The sequence below is a fragment of the Pseudomonas sp. BRG-100 genome (genome assembly GCF_000737955.1).
In the GTDB taxonomy this organism is placed as follows: Bacteria; Pseudomonadota; Gammaproteobacteria; order Pseudomonadales; family Pseudomonadaceae; genus Aquipseudomonas; species Aquipseudomonas synxantha_A.
In genome coordinates this window covers 5,292,929-5,310,242 of sequence record NZ_JPRX01000001.1, presented here as the reverse complement: position 1 = coordinate 5,310,242, position 17,314 = coordinate 5,292,929, and the positions used below count along the sequence as shown (strand labels likewise).

Sequence of the window (17,314 nt, the reverse complement as noted above, 5' to 3'; positions counted from 1 at the left end):
CATAGCGTGCGAGAGAAACCTGAAAAAATCTTCATAACCCTTGAACGTCAGCCAAATGAATAGGCGAAGCGCTTGCGAGTCCTATCCATCGGCATATTCAGGAACATACGCCCCGGTGAAACGGCGCGCCCCTAGCTCAGAAGGATCTCTATGCAAAGCCTCCCGTTCTCTGCGTTACGCCTGTTCGGCGTGCTGGCAGCCATGGTCTGTGCGCTGTTGACGACGCAAGCCCGTGCCGATTACACCGACCTTTCCCTGACCCATGAAAAAAATATTCAGTCCTACGTCGTGAATGCCGACGGCAGCTTTGTACTGGATGTCGAACGGGTTATGCGGATCAATGAAGAGCGCGCGATCACCTCCAACGCCCAGCGCTCGGTCACCTACAACCGCACCCTGGAAACCCTGGATATCGTCGAGGCCTACACCCTCAAACCCGATGGCCGCAAAGTCGTGGTAACACCCGACCGGATCAAGGAGCAGCAGGAGCTTGAGTCTGCCCAGGCGCCGATGTTCCAGGACTCGCGGGTCAAGGTGGTGATCTTCCCGGAGCTGCAAGTGGGCGATCGGATGGTGTTGCGGTACCAGCGCCATCGCAATACGCCATTGTTTGCGGGGCAGTTCGAAGACCTTTTCTCGCCAGATTTCTACCAGAATGAACAGGTGCGCCTGAGCTACGACATGCCCGCCGAAATGAAGCTGTACGCCGACTCACGGGGTTTCAAGGCGTCCACGCCAGCCAACGCCAACGGGCGAACGGTGTACCGCTGGGACTTGGAACAAACCAAGAAAAACCGCGTGGAAGAAGGCTCCGTTGCCTACACCGACTACGGGCAACTGCTGGCCGTATCGACGTTCACCGACTACAAACAGTTTGCCCAGGCCTACGCCGCACGCGCACAGGTAGAAGTGACCCCGGCCATGACCCAACTGGCCAAGGAACTCACCGCCAACCTCGACAACTCACGCAGCAAGGCCCTTGTGCTGAGTGATTGGGTACGCAAGAACATTCGCTATGTGGCGGTGTACGTCGGTGCCGGCGGCGTAGTACCGCATTCAGCGCAAGCGGTGCTGGATAACCGCTATGGCGACTGCAAGGACCATGTGGCCCTGCTTGAAGCGCTGCTCAAAGCCGTCGCCATTGAAAGCTCGCCCGCCCTGATCAACGCCGGCAACGCCCACGTACTGCCCAAGGTGCCAACCCTGGGGGTGCTCAACCATGTGATCACTTATGTACCCAGCCTCGATCTGTACCTGGACTCCACCGCGACACCCATCGCCGCTGGCTACCTGCCTCTGCCCGAACTCGGCAAACCGGTGTTGCTGACACAGACCGGTGAACGTACACAAACGCCGTCCGGCCAACCTGGCAAAGTGAACACAACCATAGCCTTCAAGGTCAACGCCAAAGGCGCTGCAGACTTTACCAATGACTCCACCATCGACGGTTGGGGCGCAGAGTTTAACCGCTTCATGCTCAAAGCCATGCAGCCGGCCGACCGCAATCAGTTGGTGCAGCAGATTCTGAGCATGTATGGGCAATCCGGCAGCGGGTTGATCGAAACTGACGCCTTGGACGGCACTGCCAATACCTTCAAATTCGCGATTAAAGGCCACACCAGCAACCTGGTGAACCTACCTGGCCCGACCGGGGTGCCTACCCTCTCCAGCCTGGCCGGCGGTATTGGCCAGAGCGTGTTTTCCTTGATCGTCGAAAAGGAACGCACTCAGGCCTTCACTTGCCTCTCAAGTGAGATCACAGAGGTAGCGCGCCTGGAGTTCCCCGCCAAGGTGAAGATCCTCGCGGTACCCAAGGCTGTGTCGGTGAAACAGGCAGGCTTCGACTATCGCTCGACCTATGTGAAGAAGGCCAATACGGTGCTGATCACCCGCCAATATGTGTTTAGCAAGCCAGAGATTCTCTGCACCCCAGAGGATTTTGCGGCCATGCAACCGGCGATTGAAGGCATGGTCAACGACTTGAAAAGCCAAGTCATTGTGCAGACGCTGTAACGCCCTCGCCCTTCTTGCGTGTCAGTGCTGACGCACTGGCGCGCGGGAATCGTGGGCTGTGATGCTGAGGCGCGGGTATAAAAACCGCTCCCCAACCAGCCGTCGCTATTGTGAAGCGCTATCTGCCTTTAATGTTCTGACTCGACAGCCCGCACGCTCGTAAAATCAAGAATGACCGTAAACCTCTGTTGCTCACGGATCACTTCAATCTGCCAGCCCAGCTTTGCGCACAATTGCCGCATCAACTGCAACCCTAGCCCATACCCAAAATCGTCGGACTCCTGTCGCGGCTTGGCCTCGCGGACGTGATTGGCAATCATCAGCCGCGGGTATTCGAAACTGATGTCTACCGTGCCCTCTTCTGCGTATTGCAGCGCATTGCGCAGGAAGTTGCCGATCACGATACGACACGCCGTAGGGGGCAGTCGGCAAGGTTCGGTGTGGATGTCGATGCTTAGCTTGATATCGCGGTTACCGATCAGGTAGCGGTGCTTCTCAATCAGTTCGCCGACTACCTCGCTCAGATTAACGTCTTGCTCGGGCAGCGATTCGGAACGCTCGCGGCTCATCCACAGCAATGTCTCGGCAATCAGCTGCATGTTCATCACAGAGCGTTCGATACGTTGCAAGGAAGGCGGCAGCACACCGCCCGATTGCAGGGCCAACAATTCGATATTGGCCTTGAGCACCGCCAGTGGCGTGCGCAGTTCATGGCTGGTGTAGCGCAACAGGCGGCCTTCACGCTGGCTGGCGGCCTGCACCTGCTCAACACTTTTGGCCAGGGCATCGGCCAGCATATTGAACTCCTTGAAACTGAAACCCGGCCGTGTGCTGGCCAGGGCATCAGGATCTTTGAGTGTGCCGGACCATTGCACCAGACGCCCCAGCGGCCGAACCAGCCACCAGACCAGCAAGGCGATGATGATCAGCGCCGGCACGAATACCGCCAGGCTGATGAACTTGACACTCTCTATGACCTGATCGAAATAGGCGTCAGACAACGGCGTCTCGACCTCACCCCCGGCTTCCTTATCGTGGTCGATGTCGTACATGTAGAGGGTTTTGCCGTCACCCAGTGGCTGTTCGAGGATGATCTGGAAAGGCTCGTCGTCGTCATCGGAATAGAGATCGCCGAAGATATTCACCGCACCGAAGGACAGGCTCGGTGGGGTATCGAGCAACTCACGCACGTCCTGCGGCAATGCCTGCTTGCCGATGACGCTGGTATAGAAGTAATTGTGCGGCGTCGGCGTGGTCGGGTCCTGTTTGTAGTGCCGGAGAAAATATTGGGCTTCCTCCTCCATCATCGCGCTGGCGGTATAGAACAGGCCGCGCACGGTAAATTCAGGCAGCAGCTTGCTGTAGATCACCAGCACCACCGCAATCAGACACAGGAAACTGCCGCTGATTACCCACTTCAGACTCAGGCCGTTACGCATGGGGTTTTACCTGAATGCCGACACCCGCCAGGGTATGGATCAACGGCCGGCCAAAAGGCTTGTCCACAGCCTTGCGCAACCGATGCATATGCACCTTGAGCGTATCAGTGTCGGGTGGCTCGTCGCCCCAGATCTTCGCTTCCAGGCGTTCTCGAGAGACCGGCTGTGGGCTTGCGCGCATCAGGTTTTCCAACAAGGTCCAGCAGATGGGCGACAAATGCAGCTCCTGCCCTGCGCGACTGACCTTGTGGGTGGTCAGCTCCATTACCAGGTCATCCACTTGCAGGCGACTGGTCTGGCCGCTGCGGCGCAGGCTCAGGGCGCGAATCCTGGCGACCAGCTCGGCCAGCTCGAACGGCTTGACCAGGTAGTCGTCGGCTCCGGCAGCGAAACTGGCGAGCTTGTCGGATAACGCGTCCAGCGAGGTCAACATCAGGATCGGCGTCTGGATGCCCTGCTGGCGCAACCGATCGCATACCTGCTGGCCGTTCAGTCGCGGCAGCATGATGTCCAGGAGGATGACGTCGTAATGCTGATTGAGCGCCAGGTTAAGCCCGGTCTGACCATTACTGACGTGGTCGCAGACAATGCCGCTGATCTCCAGATACTCGATGACGGTGGTGGCCAGATCAAGGTTGTCCTCGACCAGCAGCAAGTGGATATGCACGGGGAAAACCTCGAACAGGGAGTGCGCAGAGGTTTGCAGGATAACGGAACTCGAGCTGCTTTCTGCTGACGTTTACCTGACGTTAACCCACTGCTGCTTAAGCTAAGGCTTCTCTTATCCAGAGCTCGCCCTCGCCATGAACCTGTCTTCGATGATCAAAGGTGCCCTGCTAGCCTTGATTTTCCTCGCCCTGCTGGTGGGTTTCCTGCCGCCGGACGCTCAGCGGGGGCGCATGGGCGGCAGCGGCTGGTTTCCGATTGGCCAGAATGCCGAGCGCACGGGATCGAGTTATGTCGCCAGCGCGTCCTGACGACATCGGCGCCAGTTATGCCGCCCAGTTGGTCGCGTGCGTGGTGCTGATTGTTGGCGTGTCGGTTTCGGTGGGTATCTATATTGCTCGCTTGAATGCCCACGTCGATAAGCAACGAGAGCTGGCGCCGGTGTATCTGCACGCCTGCCCCGAAGGTCGCGGGGGCTTTATTGTCTACCCGGATGGCAGGCGCAGCGGTGACAGTTGTTATAGAGCCGATGAAGGTGAATCGACAGAGGCCGGCCAGGCGCGGGATTAGACAGGACTCATGCCTGTCGCACCATGCATTTGCGCGCCCTATTTATTGCTCAGCGCATTGGCCAGACGCAGCATGGCGGATTCAATTTCACATGCGCTCAAGGACGAATACCCTAACAGCCAACCTTGCTTCTTTTGTTCGCCGGCGTATAGCCGGCTGAGGCCGGGCAGTTGCACGCCCGCACTGGCAGCTTGGCGGATGGTCTTTTCTTCCGACCAGCCCTCGGCCAGCAGGCAGGGAATCTGCAATCCGCCTTGGGTGGTCAAGGCCGTCGCAATACCGTTCAGATGCTGGCTGATAGCATTGAGCATGACCGCACGGCGGCTGGCGTAGAGTTTGCGCATGGCCCGAACATGGGCGTTGTAGTGACCGTCCTCCATGAATCGCGCCAGGGTCAATTGAAGGACCTGCGGCGTATGGCCGTCCATCATGCTGCGCGCATAGGTGAAGGCTTTGACCAGTTCGACAGGCAGCACCATATAGCCCATCCGCAACCCCGGATAGAGCGTTTTGCTGAACGTGCCGAGGTAGATCGTGCGCCGATATTTATCCAGGCCCTGCACGCAGGCGGTCGGTAGCCCGTCGTAGTGGAACTCGCTGTCGTAGTCGTCCTCGATGACCCACTTGCCGTGCTCGGCTGCCCAGTTGATCAACTCAAGCCGACGCTCCAGGGGCAACGTCGCTCCGGTGGGGTATTGATGCGAGGGGGTGACATAGACGCAATCGGCGCCGCTGCGGTCTGCTCGCAGCAAGTCCGTACGTATGCCTTGGCCATCGACCTCTATGGGCACGACCTTGGTCTCGGCCGTTTCAAAGGCCTTTCTGGCGCCGTAGTAGCCGGGGTTTTCCAACAAGATCGGTTTACCCGCATCCACCAGCAATTGGGCGCACAGGAACAGGGCTTGGCGCGTACTGCTCAACACCAGAATCTGGTCGGCAGAGCACTTGGCTCCGCGTTCAAGGTTCAAGTAGGTGGCGATGGCCTTGCGCAGAGGCTCAGCGCCTTGCGGGTCGCCATGCAGAAGAACGTTACTGCGATAGTCCTTCATGACGTGGCGTTGCAGGCGCTCCCATACATCAGTGGGGAAGGTACGGGTTTCCGGCAACCCTGTAGCAAAGGCCTTAACCGTCTGTTGATCGTTAACGCCACCACTGTTGAAAATCATCATGCCGCGCTGACTCAAGCCCACTCCTGGCGTCACCTCACTGGGTCGGGTGGCTTGCGCCTTGATACGGCGACGTGCAGCACCGCGCAATTGGGCGCCGACCGTTTCGCAGACATAGCTTCCCGCCCCCTCACGTCGCACGATGAAACCATCACGATGCAGTTGCCCATAAGCGTTCTCGACCGTGTCGCGGGCCACGCCAAGCGACTTGGCCAGGACCCGCGTCGCCGGCAATTTCAGGCCAGACCCAAGGGTGCCCTCAAGGATAAGTGCACGCAGAGCCCGCTGAATCCGCTGATGCAGGTCCAGCTTCTGAAACTCGGCGTCATTGATCCTTATCTTCAAGGTGTCGAGCTCGAAGGTTTTCGCCATGCGGTCTGCCCTATGCGAATAAATTGGCCGGAAAAGGCAGGCCAGTTTATCCGTAGACTCTGCTCATCGCCATTTGCAGGGAGCAACGTAAAGCCATGTCTTCATCAACATCCATGTCATCTGTTCGCCTCGGCGATCTGCTTCATCCGATTCTCGCCGGTTTGATCTCGGTCATCGTCAACTATGGCGGCACCTTCATTCTGGTGTTCCAGGCGGCCAGGGTCGCCGGGTTAAGCCCGGAGTTGACCGCTTCGTGGGTGTGGTCCGTATCGATTGGTGTGGGCGTTACCGGGTTGTTCCTCAGTTGGGTTTCTCGCGAACCGATCATCACCGCCTGGTCAACACCGGCGGCGGCATTTCTGGTGATCGCCCTGGCAAGCGCGCCCTATGCCGAAGCGGTGGGCGCATACATGATCTCGGCCGCCGCCTTTGTGCTGCTGGGATTGTCGGGCCACTTCGAAAAAGTCATCCGCCTGATACCGCCGGGTGTGGCGGCGGGGCTGCTGGCCGGTATCCTGCTGCAGTTTGGCATCGGCGCGTTTGGCGGCATAAGCCTTGATCCCATGCTGGTCGGCTTGCTGATTACCGTATATATCCTGCTCAAACGCTTTACCGCACGGTACGCAGTAGTGGGCATCCTGGTAGTGGGAGTGGTTGCGCTGCTGCTTCAGGGACGTCTGGATATGTCTGGGCTGACACTGCAACTCGCGGCACCCGTGTTCACCCGGCCAGAGTTCTCGCTCAACGCTTTGCTCAGTATCGCGCTGCCGCTGTTTCTGATCACGCTGACCGGCCAGTACATGCCTGGGATGCTGGTGTTGCGCAATGACGGGTTCAGCACCAGTGCCAATCCAATCGTGACCCTTACCGGGTTGGGCTCCTTGCTTATGGCGCCCTTTGGTTCCCACGCATTCAATATCGCCGCGATTACCGCCGCCATCTGCACCGGCAAGGAAGCCCACGAAGAGCCCTCCAAACGCTGGATCGCCGGCATTGCAGCGGGCTTCTTTTACATCCTTGTAGGGATATTCGGCGTGACCCTGGCAGCGGTGTTCATGGCCTTCCCGCCAGCTTTCATCACGGCGCTGGCCGGGCTCGCCCTGCTGGGCACCATTGGCGGCAGCCTGGCCAATGCGATGGCCGACGCCAAAACCCGTGAAGCCTCGCTGATTACCTTTCTGGCAAGTGCGGCCAATATCACGTTGTTCGGGATTGGCGGGGCGTTCTGGGGGCTGCTGATTGGTCTGATGGCGTACGCCTTAATCAATGGCCGTCTGCTGCGTGGCAAGCCGGTCGTCAATGTGGCTGCCGAGTCTGTCAGTGGTAAAGAAGCCGCTAGTTGAGGCGCGTACGTATTGTTTTCGTTCATGGTTGGCAGATAGCTAATGATTGGGAGCTACCTTCGTATGGCGGGTTAACCGGCGCGTCAGCTCCCTGTAGCAATGACTTGACCCACGCCCCCCCGCTGTTCGCGGTTTAGATTCACGCTTGCTCCCCACATTCGGTCGCCCTCATGCAGTTGCGCTTCACTTCGTTCGCTGTGATCAGCTTACGGTGGAACTTTTACCCACAAGATTGCGCCCCATGCTGGGCGCAAAGCAAAAAAAAAGCCTGCATCTCTGCAGGCTTTTCTCTATCTGGCTCCACGACCTGGACTCGAACCAGGGACCCAATGATTAACAGTCATTTGCTCTACCAACTGAGCTATCGCGGAATGCGCCGTATGTTACTGATTAAAAAGAAGAAGTCAAGCTTTGCGTTACATTCGCTTCAATTACCCGCCATGACCGCTTGAAAACGCCGGTTCCGCCGCCAGATCCAGCCAGGCCCGTGCCGCCGGTGGCAGGTGGGCGCTGGCGCGCCAGGCCAGGGCGATGTGCCAGTCGGTGTGGGGTTCGTCCAGGGGGATCAAGGCGATGCCGGCGTGTTGGTGCTTGTGCGCCAGCATTCGCGGCAGGAAGGCAACGCCCAGGCCGGCGGTGACCAGGTCGACGATAAAGTCGATCTGCCCGCTACGGGCGGTGACTTTCGGGGTCACACCTTTGCGCTCACACGCGCTGAGAATCTTGGCGTTGAGGGCGAAACCGGCTTCGAACAGGATGAACGGCGAGTCCGCCAGGTCGGTGAAGTCGATGCGCTTGCGTCGGGCCAGTGGATGGCTGATGGGCAGTACTGCGATCAGGGGTTCGTTGCGTACCGGTTGGTAGTCAAAGCCTTCGTCCACCGGCAACAGCAGTGCGGCCAGATCGACCTCCCCGGCTTCCAGGCATTCACGCAGTTTTTTACTGCCGTACTCGGTCAGTTCAATGTCGATGTCCGGGTAACGGCTGCGGTACGTGGCGAACATGGCGGCAAACAGCACCCCGCACCCCACCGGCGGCAGGCCAATGCGTAGTACGCCGCGTGTAAGACCGCGCAGGTCGTTGATTTCAGCCATCAGGTCGTTGCGTTCGGCGAGTATCACCAAGGCGCGGCGGTAGGCGATTTCACCGGCGGCGGTCAGCTCGTTCTTGTGGCCGAGGCGGTTGAGCAACGGCGTACCCAGCTCGTCTTCCAACGTCTTGATCGCCTTGCTGACGGTAGACTGAGTCAACGCTACCACCTCGGCCGCCTGGGAGAACCCACCCTGGCGCACCACTTCGACAAACGCACGCAATGTTCGCAGGTTCATCAGTATTCCTTTTGCGACTGGATAGCAGTGATAAAAGTTGTTTTTATCATGTCACAACTTTGCTTATCGTGTAGCACTTTGCCCTGTGGAGACACCGTCGATGATCATCTCGTCCGCTTCCGACTACCGCGCTGCGGCCAAGCGCAAGTTGCCGCGCTTTCTGTTCGACTACATCGACGGCGGCGCCTACGCCGAGCACACGTTGCGCGCCAACAGTTCGGACCTGGCCGAGATCAGCCTGCGCCAACGCATCCTGCGCAATGTCGACAGCCTGAGCCTGAGCACCAACTTGTTCGGCACGGAACTGGCGATGCCGGTCATTCTTAGCCCGGTCGGCCTGACCGGCATGTATGCGCGGCGCGGCGAAGTGCAAGCGGCCAAGGCAGCTGCCAACAAAAACATCCCCTTCTGCCTGTCGACGGTGTCGGTGTGTTCAATTGAGGAAGTGGCCTCGCAGAGCCCGCAGTCGATCTGGTTCCAGCTCTATGTGCTCAAGGATCGCGGCTTTATGCGCAATGCGCTGGAGCGAGCTCAGGCGGCCGGCGTGACCACGCTGGTGTTCACCGTGGATATGCCCACACCCGGCGCACGCTATCGCGATGCGCACTCGGGCATGTCCGGGCCGTACGCGGCGCAGCGGCGCATGCTGCAGGCGGTCACCAAGCCGCAATGGGCATTCGATGTGGGCTTGATGGGCCGCCCCCACGACTTGGGCAATATCTCAAAGTACCTGGGAAAACCCACCCATCTGGAGGACTACATTGGCTGGCTTGCCAACAACTTCGACCCGTCGATCAGTTGGAAAGACCTGGAGTGGATCCGCGAATTCTGGAAAGGCCCGATGATCATCAAGGGCATCCTCGACCCCCAGGATGCCAGGGATGCGGTGAGTTTCGGTGCCGACGGTATCGTGGTGTCCAACCATGGCGGCCGCCAACTCGACGGCGTGCTGTCCACCGCCAAGGCGTTGCCGCCGATTGCCGACGCGGTGGGCGATGACTTGACCGTGCTGGTGGACTCCGGCATTCGTTCCGGGCTCGACGTGGTGCGTATGCTCGCCCTGGGTGCCAAGGCGTGCCTGCTGGGGCGTGCGACCACCTATGCGCTGGCCGCCGAAGGCCAACGTGGGGTAGAGAACGTGCTGGATATCTTCGCCAAGGAAATGCGCGTGGCCATGACGCTGACCGGCGTCACTTCCATCGCGCAGATCGACCGCACGACGCTGGTCCAGCCGTGATGAAGGCGGTGTCATTTATGTGAGGTTTATTTGAGTCGTTGTTTGTTCGCGACAAACAACGCGAACCACCGTGACATTAAAGTTGAACGGGTCGGCTGCAACGCCGGCCCATACCAGCCAAATAACTGGCGCCATTAATTAAAAGATAATTTTTTATTTTAATTACAGTCTTTTGATTTATAAGAACTTTTTAAAACAAAACGGCTTTGGCACGAATCTCGCTGTAACACTTGCCAAGCAGGTTAAGTGATGACAAGACGTGCGGCACGTGCCTCGGGGTTATAACTCAATGCAAAGCGGTTTAAACTGCTCCTCATGTTTTACGGAACTGAAGGAACAGTAAGACGCCTGGCACTTGCCGCCCTCATCCCGCCTGTAAGACAGCCAAGTGCTTAGAGGCCATCCGCTTATGAAAACACCCACCCAGACCAACGCGATTGACTTCGACACTGCCAAATTGCAGCGCCTGGGATTTGGTCAGCCTTCCCTGCGGCCACGCCGCCCCGCAACCCTGAGCGAACTGTGCCAGCAACTGAGCCAACAGTTGCAAACCAGCCTGGAGCCGGAGCGCATCCTCGGCCTGTTCTTTCGCGAAATACAACGCCTGGTGCCGCTGGACGCGTTGCAGTATCGCCATACCGCCAGCGACCTGCGCCTCGAGTTCGGTCATCGTGGCCACCATTCGGTGAGCTACACCTTGAGCCACGAAGGCGAGCACCTTGGAGAACTGGTGTTTCGCCGCAACCAACGGTTGATCGACGAGGAACTGAGCCAGCTCGAATCCCTGCTGGTGACGTTGCTGTATCCGATGCGTAACGCCCTGCTCTACCGTGCAGCCACCCGCAGCGCCCTGCGCGATTCGCTGACCGAAACCGGTAACCGCGTGGCCATGGATCAGACGCTGCAACGGGAAATCGACATGGCCAGGCGGCATCTGCACCCCTTGTCCGTGCTGATGCTGGACATCGACCACTTCAAGAGAATCAATGACACCCATGGTCACGCCGCCGGCGATAGCGTGCTGCGCACCGTGGCGGGGGCGATCAAACACCAGTTGCGTAACGTCGACATGGTATTTCGGTTTGGCGGGGAAGAGTTTCTGATCCTGCTGTCCAACACCGGACGCGATGCAGCGAAGATGGTCGGTGAGCGTTTGCGCCAGGCGGCACAAGCCCAGGACTATTGGGTGGAAGGCACGCGGGTCGAATTGACGGTGAGCCTGGGTTGCTCGACGCTGCTGGCGGCCGAATCGGCTGAAAGCCTGCTGCGCCGGGCAGACAACGCGCTGTACGTGGCCAAGCGCGAAGGCCGCAACCGCTTGGCGATGGCGGGGTAAGTCCCCGCCATCACGTTTACATCACGCCTCGCTGGCAACGCGCACCGGGCGCTCGCGAATGGCTGGCGCCTTCTCTTTGTCTTTCTCGACGTTTTCCAGGCGCATGCAGCTTTCCAGGAACAGGTACATGTAGTCGTAGCTTTTGCATACTGCCTGGCGCAACTCTTCCTGCAGGGCCTTGCCAGGGTTGTTCCCGGCCAGGGTGCAGATGATTTCCAGGGCTTCCCACGGGTGGGCGTCGTCGTACTGGGCGTGCATCTTCAGCCACTTCATCGCCCGCTTGCGATCTTCCTCGGGGAAGGCGTCGGCATACACACCGGTAGAGCAGACCACGGCAGACCACTCCCCAGTCGCACCCTCGATCGCATAGTTGGTGGCGGCAATCGCGACGATCAACGAATCCGCCGAGCTGGTGTGCCAGCACCAATGGCTCAGTGCATGCAGTTCCGGCGGCACGTCCTGGGCTTGCAGCTCTTCAAGGCTGACACCATGGGCACGCGCCCAATTCACCCAATAATCAGCATGGTTGAGTTCCACGCGAATGTTGCGCATCAGCCAACGTCGCGCCATATCCTCACCCGGGTGGCGGGCGAACTTGGTCTTGGTCAGGTTTTGCGCCATGTACAAAGCAAACTGTTCCACCACCGGCCAACCACCAATGAGGTAGTGGCGCATGGTCTTGGCGCTGAGGGCGTTGTCGCGCATACGCTGATACAGTTCGTGCTCGACAACCCGACGCTTGCTCTCGCTACAGGCCTGGATCAATTGCTGCGCCCAGGCTGGGTAACTAGAGGCTTCCATAAGCGGCCCGGTTCTGTTGAATGTGTCGATCACTGTAGGGCTCCTTTTTAAGTGTGATTTTACAGACCAGCAAATGTTTCAGCGGAATGTGCCGGGCGCCTTGAACACCAAGGGCTGAGGCCGCACGGGTCGACACTGCAAGCTATCAAAGGTAAACAATTGCGGGCGTTCAATCAGGTAGCCCTGAGCGTAATCCACACCGATCTCAAGCAACGCTTGTTCGATCTGGGGTGTTTCAACAAATTCGGCAATTGTGCGCTTACCCATGACGTGGCCGATGTGGTTGATCACTTCGACCATGGCGCGGTTAATCGGGTCGTCCAGCATATCCTTTACGAAACTTCCATCGATCTTCAGGAAGTCTACAGGTAAATGTTTCAAATATGCGAATGAGGACATTCCGGCGCAAAAGTCGTCGAGTGAGAAATGGCAACCTAACGCTTTGAGTTCATTAATAAATCGAATGGCACTACCCAAATTGGCTATAGCGCTGGTTTCAGTTATTTCAAAACAAATCATTTCTGGTGGAATGCTGTAAGCACCGAATTTCTCACGTAAAAAACCTAGAAAATCGTCATCACCGATAGTTATTCCTGACAGATTAATCGCACACATGGCCATAGGACGGCCCGGACGTTCAGTCATGCATCGAGCAATGATCTTGAATACGTTTTCAACCACCCAACGATCCAGCGACGTCATCAAACCGTATCGTTCGGCTGCCGGGATAAAACTGTCGGGCAAAATGATGCGCCCGGCTTCGTCATGCAGGCGTAGAAGAATTTCGATGTGCCCATTGCCGGCTTCGGTGTGGCCCAACGGCGAGATTTCCTGCGCATAGAGGCAAAACCGATCCTCCTCAAGGGCAATGTGCAGGCGCTGCACCCAGGCCATTTCGCCAAAGCGCAGCGACAACTCGGAATCATCGGCGTGATAGACCTGTATGCGGTTGCGCCCTTTTTCCTTAGCCATGTAGCAGGCCATGTCGGCCGCCCGCAGGGAGGTTTCCAGGGTGGTTGGGGTTTGCGAGATATGCACAAGGCCGATGCTGACGGTGGTCATGAACGGTCGGCCTTTCCACACAAAGTGCAGGCTTTGCACCGTATGGCGCAAGCTCTCGGCGATCTTTTCCGCCACCGGCGCCGGGCAGTTCTCCAGCAGAATGCCGAACTCGTCCCCCCCCAGGCGTGCCAACGTATCTCCCTCGCGCAAGTCAGATTGCAACAGCGCGCAGATGTGGCGCAGGAGTTCGTCGCCTGCCGCATGGCCGCAGGTGTCGTTGACCAGCTTGAACTGGTCTAGATCGAGAAACATCAAGGCATGTCGCCCATTTTGCTGGCGTGCCACCTGTTGCAGTACCTGCTCAAGACGGAACTCGAATTCGCGGCGATTGGCCAGGCCAGTCAAGGCATCATGGGTCGCCTGCCACGAAAGGTTGGCGATGTACTGGCGCTCCTGGGTCATGTCGTGCAGCACCAACACCGCACCGCTGACCTTGCCGGCACTGCGGATCGGCGCGCCCACCAGCGTGACCGAGACGGTGCTGCCGTCCAGGCGCTGGATCAGCTTGGAATGCTCGCTGCCGCCACTGAGTTGGCCCTTGATGATGTGTTCAATCAAGGTAAAGCCGTCGGGCTCGGCGTTTTCATCCAGCAACTTGAATAACGCCGCCAACGGCAAGCCCTGGGCCTGTTCGGACTTCCAGTGGGTCAGCGCTTCGGCCGCGGGGTTCATATAAGCAATGGCGCCGTCGACGTCGGTGGTGATCACCCCGTCACCAATCGACTCCAACGTGATCTGCGCCCGCTCCTTCTCCGCCTGCAGCGCGTCAGCGAAGGCGTGGCGCTGGGCCAGCAACTTGTGGGTACGCAACAGCGCCAGGACGATCAGCCCCAGGGCGGTGGCCAGGTTGGTGATCAACAACAGGCGCAGGATCATTCGCGAACCTTCGCCCAGCGCATCACTGAACGCCTTGGCGGCCGGCGTTACACCCTCGTTGATGGCAATGATGCGCGCTTTCCAGGCGCGCACATCCTGCTCGGTGACCTGATCGGTGCTGATGGCGCTGTGCATCTGCTGGGCCAGTTCATCCAGTTGCTCAAGGTAGCCATCGCCCACCGTCCACAGCTCAATGGCTTTTTCCAGGTAGCTGAAATGGCGGAAGTTGAGGTACAGCCAGATCAGGCTGGGGACGTCGTCCGGGTGATTGCCACCCTTGAGGATGCCCAGGCGCGCGGCAGCCAGGTTTGGCGTGGCCCGATCCAGAGCCACACGCAGCTCATGCCCGCCTTGAGGTACGGCAATGGCATGCTGGTATTTGAGATAGGTGGCGTCGTCGCGGCTATCGGCATACAGCGTCAGGTAATAGATGGCATCCTTCTGGCCCTTGGACCACAAGCTTTCGCCAGCCACATAGCCACGCACCGCAGAGAGCACGTAGAGACTGCCACAGCCTAACAATGCCTGGAACAAGACAACGGCAATAAAGGGCCAGACGATACCCAACAACCGTGGCGTTCCGAGAGTCCGCTTTTGCTTCATGAAGTCCCTTACACATGCACAGCTTGATACGCACGCGAAAATCCGCTTCCGATAGCACAGCCTAAGCTAAATCAACGCACTTGTTGCAGGTGTCCGTAAAGTTTGGCGTAGAGCCCGCCGTCGGCAATCAATTGCTGATGGTCACCATCCTCGGCGATGTGCCCGCCATCGAACACCAGTACTCGGTCAGCCTGTTTCACCGCGGACAGCCGGTGGGCGATGATCAGTGTAGTACGCCCGCTGAGAAACCGCGCCAATGCCTGGTGCAGGTTGTACTCGGTCGCCGCATCCAGTGCCGACGTGGCTTCGTCCAGAATCACCACTTTTGGCTCGGCGAGCACCATGCGGGCGATGGCCAGGCGCTGCCGTTGACCACCGGAGAAGCGCACACCCGAGCGCCCCACCACACTGTCCAGGCCCATGGGCAGCGCCCTGACAGTAGCATCCAGCTGGGCGATTTCCAGCGCCTGCCAGCAGGCTTGATCGGAGCGAGTGCGGCCCATGGTCAAATTGGCGCGCACGGTGTCGTTGAACAGCGCCGGGTGTTGCAGGACTACGGCGACGTTTTCACGAATGGTTTCCAGGCCGATCTCCTGCTGGGTGGCCCCGCCAAAACGAATGCTGCCGGCCTGTGGTGTATAGAGCCCCAGCAGCAACTGCACCAGGGTACTTTTGCCGCCGCCGCTGGCGCCGACAATCGCCACCTTCTCCCCCGGCGCGATCGCCAGGTTCAATTGGTCGAGCACCAGGTCCTCACCGTAGCCAAACTCCAGACCACGCACCTCGATACCGACAGTCTCATGCCCGGTAAACGGGTCGGCACCACCGGCGTACTGCGGCTCATCGGCGCGTGCCAACAGCTCGTTGATCCGCGTCAGCGCGCCGCCCGCGGCGTAGTAGGCGTATTGCAGGTTCAGCAGTTGTTCCACCGGGCCGATCATGAACCACAAGTAGCTGAACACGGCGAGCATCTGGCCGATGGACAGGTCGGAGAACAGCACCGTAAGCATGGCTGCCGCACGGAAAATGTCGATACCGAACTGGAACAGCAACCCACTGGCGCGGCTGGAAGCATCGGTTTTCCATTGGGAATGAATCGCATAGTCGCGCACTTCCTGGGCACGCTGGCCCAGGCGCCCAAGGAAAAAGCCCTGGCGATTGCCGGCGCGCACTTCCTGGATGGCATCGAGGGTTTCGGTCAATGCCTGGGTAAAGCGCGAGGTGCTGTCGTTCTCCAACTTCTTCAGATGCTTGACGCGCTTGCCCAATTGCACGGTGGCGTAGATCACCAGCGGGTTGAACAACAGGATCAATAGCGCCAGCTGCCAATGCATCCACACCAGGATTGCCGACGTGCCGACCAGGGTGAGCATCGCCACCAGGAAACGGCTGAGGGTTTCGCCGACGAATTTGTCCAGGGTGTCCAGGTCGGTGACCAGGTGGGTAGTGACCGTACCACTACCCAGGCTTTCGTACTCACCCAGGGAGATCCGCTTGAGGCGTTCGATCAGGCGCACGCGGATGCGATAGACGATGTCCTTGGCCAAACGCGCAAACAGCCGCGCCTGCACCACGTTGAACACCAACGCACCACAGCGCAGGGCCAGCGTTACCAATAGCATCAGGCCGATGTAGCCGGCGGCTTTCTGCCAACCCAGGGGCAATGCGTGGTTCATCACCTTGAGCGCGGCATCGCCGTGGCCCAGCAGCACTTCGTCCACCAGCAATGGCAACAGCAGGGGGATCGGCACACTGCACAGCGTCGCCAGCACGGCCACGCCATTGGCGATCCACAGGGCTTTCTTGTGGCGCAGCGCCAGACGGCGAATCTCTGCCCAGGTCAGGCGGTCAGTGCGTTGAGGTTGCTCATACACAGGCAGCTCGCTCCAGCCATCGACCCAATAACGGCGACAGCTCGGACAGCGGCTGGTAACCATTGGTCAGCAAGGCCAACTGGCCATTGCGCTCTGCGAGCAACGTCGGGAAACCGGCGATCCCCAGATCCTGCACCCAGGTGAAATCGGCGGCCGTGGCGGCATGCTGCTCGGCGCGGTCGAACTCGCCTGCAAACTCGATACGCGGAATACCGGCCTGCTCGGCCAGGTCCACCAGCACATGGGCGAGGGTCACGTCCTGTCCCTCGACATAGAACGCGCGCTGGATCAGCCCCAGCAGCGTCCAGGCGCAATCCGGCGCCAGGCTGCGCGCGGTGACGATGGCACGGCAGGCAGGCTCGGTGTCGTAGACAAACCCGTCAGGCAATGCGCCCTCACGCTTGAATGGCTGGCCGGTGGCCTCGGTCACCGCTTGCCAGTGCTCAAGAATGTAGCGCCGGGTGGTCGGCTCCAGCGCTGCACCGCTACCGGTACGCAAGCCGCCCACCACCAGGTGCACGTCCACGCCGGCCGCCTGGGCCTGCTCAACCAGCGCCTGCGCGACCGGGGCGAAGCCCCAGCACCAGGAACACATCGGATCCATTACATAGAGCAGGCGCGCAGACAT

Annotated in this window: 14 protein-coding genes and 1 tRNA gene; 6 read left to right on the top strand and 9 right to left on the bottom strand. The window is 59.2% G+C overall.

Annotated features, from left to right (window positions below):
* The first annotated feature begins 150 nt into the window (after positions 1 to 150).
* The gene (locus tag JH25_RS03995; protein ID WP_032880174.1) at positions 151 to 2,013 is read left to right on the top strand and encodes a DUF3857 domain-containing transglutaminase family protein; all 1,863 of its coding nucleotides are present in this window, start codon (positions 151 to 153) and stop codon (positions 2,011 to 2,013) included.
* Between the two features lie 128 nt (positions 2,014 to 2,141).
* Here the strand turns inward: JH25_RS03995 and JH25_RS04000 are convergent, their stop codons facing one another.
* Positions 2,142 to 3,452 (bottom strand): sensor histidine kinase, encoded by a 1,311-nt coding sequence (locus JH25_RS04000; protein WP_032880173.1) that lies wholly within the window; start codon positions 3,450 to 3,452, stop codon positions 2,142 to 2,144.
* On the bottom strand, positions 3,445 to 4,119 hold the full coding sequence (locus tag JH25_RS04005; RefSeq protein WP_032880172.1) for a response regulator transcription factor: 675 nt from the start codon (positions 4,117 to 4,119) through the stop codon (positions 3,445 to 3,447). The genes JH25_RS04000 and JH25_RS04005 overlap by 8 nt, the downstream gene beginning before the upstream one ends.
* Positions 4,120 to 4,255: 136 nt before the next feature.
* Here JH25_RS04005 and JH25_RS28775 point away from each other — a divergent pair, with 136 nt between their 5' ends.
* Together JH25_RS28775 and JH25_RS04010 are read left to right on the top strand one after the other, a co-directional pair.
* The gene (locus tag JH25_RS28775) at positions 4,256 to 4,429 is read left to right on the top strand and encodes a hypothetical protein (RefSeq protein WP_164365968.1); all 174 of its coding nucleotides are present in this window, start codon (positions 4,256 to 4,258) and stop codon (positions 4,427 to 4,429) included.
* Positions 4,410 to 4,688, top strand: coding sequence for a hypothetical protein (locus JH25_RS04010; RefSeq protein WP_032880171.1), 279 nt, complete (start codon positions 4,410 to 4,412; stop codon positions 4,686 to 4,688). The genes JH25_RS28775 and JH25_RS04010 overlap by 20 nt, the downstream gene beginning before the upstream one ends.
* 38 nt (positions 4,689 to 4,726) lie before the next feature.
* Here JH25_RS04010 and pdxR read toward each other — a convergent pair whose 3' ends face one another.
* On the bottom strand, positions 4,727 to 6,226 hold the full coding sequence (gene pdxR / locus JH25_RS04015) for a MocR-like pyridoxine biosynthesis transcription factor PdxR (RefSeq protein ID WP_032880170.1): 1,500 nt from the start codon (positions 6,224 to 6,226) through the stop codon (positions 4,727 to 4,729).
* A 95-nt stretch (positions 6,227 to 6,321) separates the two neighbouring features.
* On the opposite strand from pdxR, the gene JH25_RS04020 reads away from it, so the two are divergent.
* Positions 6,322 to 7,569: a benzoate/H(+) symporter BenE family transporter gene (locus JH25_RS04020; protein ID WP_032880169.1), complete on the top strand. Its 1,248-nt coding sequence runs from the start codon at positions 6,322 to 6,324 to the stop codon at positions 7,567 to 7,569.
* A gap of 295 nt (positions 7,570 to 7,864) precedes the next feature.
* Here the strand turns inward: JH25_RS04020 and JH25_RS04025 are convergent.
* Positions 7,865 to 7,940, bottom strand: a tRNA-Asn gene (locus JH25_RS04025).
* A 60-nt stretch (positions 7,941 to 8,000) separates the two neighbouring features.
* Entirely contained in the window at positions 8,001 to 8,897 is an 897-nt protein-coding gene (locus tag JH25_RS04030; protein WP_032880168.1) for a LysR family transcriptional regulator, read from the bottom strand.
* 100 nt (positions 8,898 to 8,997) lie between these two features.
* On the opposite strand from JH25_RS04030, the gene lldD reads away from it, so the two are divergent.
* The gene (lldD, locus tag JH25_RS04035) at positions 8,998 to 10,134 is read left to right on the top strand and encodes an FMN-dependent L-lactate dehydrogenase LldD (RefSeq protein WP_032880167.1); all 1,137 of its coding nucleotides are present in this window, start codon (positions 8,998 to 9,000) and stop codon (positions 10,132 to 10,134) included.
* A gap of 409 nt (positions 10,135 to 10,543) precedes the next feature.
* Complete coding sequence (locus JH25_RS04040; protein WP_032880166.1) at positions 10,544 to 11,470, top strand: GGDEF domain-containing protein; 927 nt, start codon at positions 10,544 to 10,546, stop codon at positions 11,468 to 11,470.
* Positions 11,471 to 11,491: 21 nt separating this feature from the next.
* Here JH25_RS04040 and JH25_RS04045 read toward each other — a convergent pair whose 3' ends face one another.
* From JH25_RS04045 to JH25_RS04060, 4 genes are all read right to left on the bottom strand, one after another.
* Positions 11,492 to 12,271: a TenA family transcriptional regulator gene (locus tag JH25_RS04045; protein ID WP_282442878.1), complete on the bottom strand. Its 780-nt coding sequence runs from the start codon at positions 12,269 to 12,271 to the stop codon at positions 11,492 to 11,494.
* 78 nt (positions 12,272 to 12,349) lie between these two features.
* Positions 12,350 to 14,812, bottom strand: coding sequence for an EAL domain-containing protein (locus JH25_RS04050; protein ID WP_032880164.1), 2,463 nt, complete (start codon positions 14,810 to 14,812; stop codon positions 12,350 to 12,352).
* Positions 14,813 to 14,883: 71 nt separating this feature from the next.
* Positions 14,884 to 16,686 carry an ABC transporter ATP-binding protein gene (locus JH25_RS04055; protein WP_005789883.1) on the bottom strand — a complete coding sequence of 601 codons (1,803 nt, stop codon included), beginning with the start codon at positions 16,684 to 16,686 and terminating at the stop codon, positions 14,884 to 14,886.
* On the bottom strand, positions 16,679 to 17,314 hold the full coding sequence (locus JH25_RS04060; RefSeq protein ID WP_032880163.1) for a DsbA family protein: 636 nt from the start codon (positions 17,312 to 17,314) through the stop codon (positions 16,679 to 16,681). The genes JH25_RS04055 and JH25_RS04060 overlap by 8 nt, the downstream gene beginning before the upstream one ends.

What these genes read in the sequence shown, in the direction of transcription:
- JH25_RS04020 (WP_032880169.1), top strand. Translation starts at nt 6,322, where the DNA reads ATGTCTTCATCAACATCCATGTCATCTGTTCGCCTCGGCGATCTGCTT.
- JH25_RS04045 (WP_282442878.1), bottom strand. Translation starts at nt 12,271, where the DNA reads ATGGAAGCCTCTAGTTACCCAGCCTGGGCGCAGCAATTGATCCAGGCC.
- lldD (WP_032880167.1), top strand. Translation starts at nt 8,998, where the DNA reads ATGATCATCTCGTCCGCTTCCGACTACCGCGCTGCGGCCAAGCGCAAG.
- JH25_RS04030 (WP_032880168.1), bottom strand. Translation starts at nt 8,897, where the DNA reads ATGAACCTGCGAACATTGCGTGCGTTTGTCGAAGTGGTGCGCCAGGGT.
- JH25_RS04050 (WP_032880164.1), bottom strand. Translation starts at nt 14,812, where the DNA reads ATGAAGCAAAAGCGGACTCTCGGAACGCCACGGTTGTTGGGTATCGTC.
- pdxR (WP_032880170.1), bottom strand. Translation starts at nt 6,226, where the DNA reads ATGGCGAAAACCTTCGAGCTCGACACCTTGAAGATAAGGATCAATGAC.
- JH25_RS04060 (WP_032880163.1), bottom strand. Translation starts at nt 17,314, where the DNA reads ATGTCTGCGCGCCTGCTCTATGTAATGGATCCGATGTGTTCCTGGTGC.
- JH25_RS03995 (WP_032880174.1), top strand. Translation starts at nt 151, where the DNA reads ATGCAAAGCCTCCCGTTCTCTGCGTTACGCCTGTTCGGCGTGCTGGCA.
- JH25_RS04040 (WP_032880166.1), top strand. Translation starts at nt 10,544, where the DNA reads ATGAAAACACCCACCCAGACCAACGCGATTGACTTCGACACTGCCAAA.
- JH25_RS28775 (WP_164365968.1), top strand. Translation starts at nt 4,256, where the DNA reads ATGAACCTGTCTTCGATGATCAAAGGTGCCCTGCTAGCCTTGATTTTC.
- JH25_RS04000 (WP_032880173.1), bottom strand. Translation starts at nt 3,452, where the DNA reads ATGCGTAACGGCCTGAGTCTGAAGTGGGTAATCAGCGGCAGTTTCCTG.
- JH25_RS04010 (WP_032880171.1), top strand. Translation starts at nt 4,410, where the DNA reads ATGTCGCCAGCGCGTCCTGACGACATCGGCGCCAGTTATGCCGCCCAG.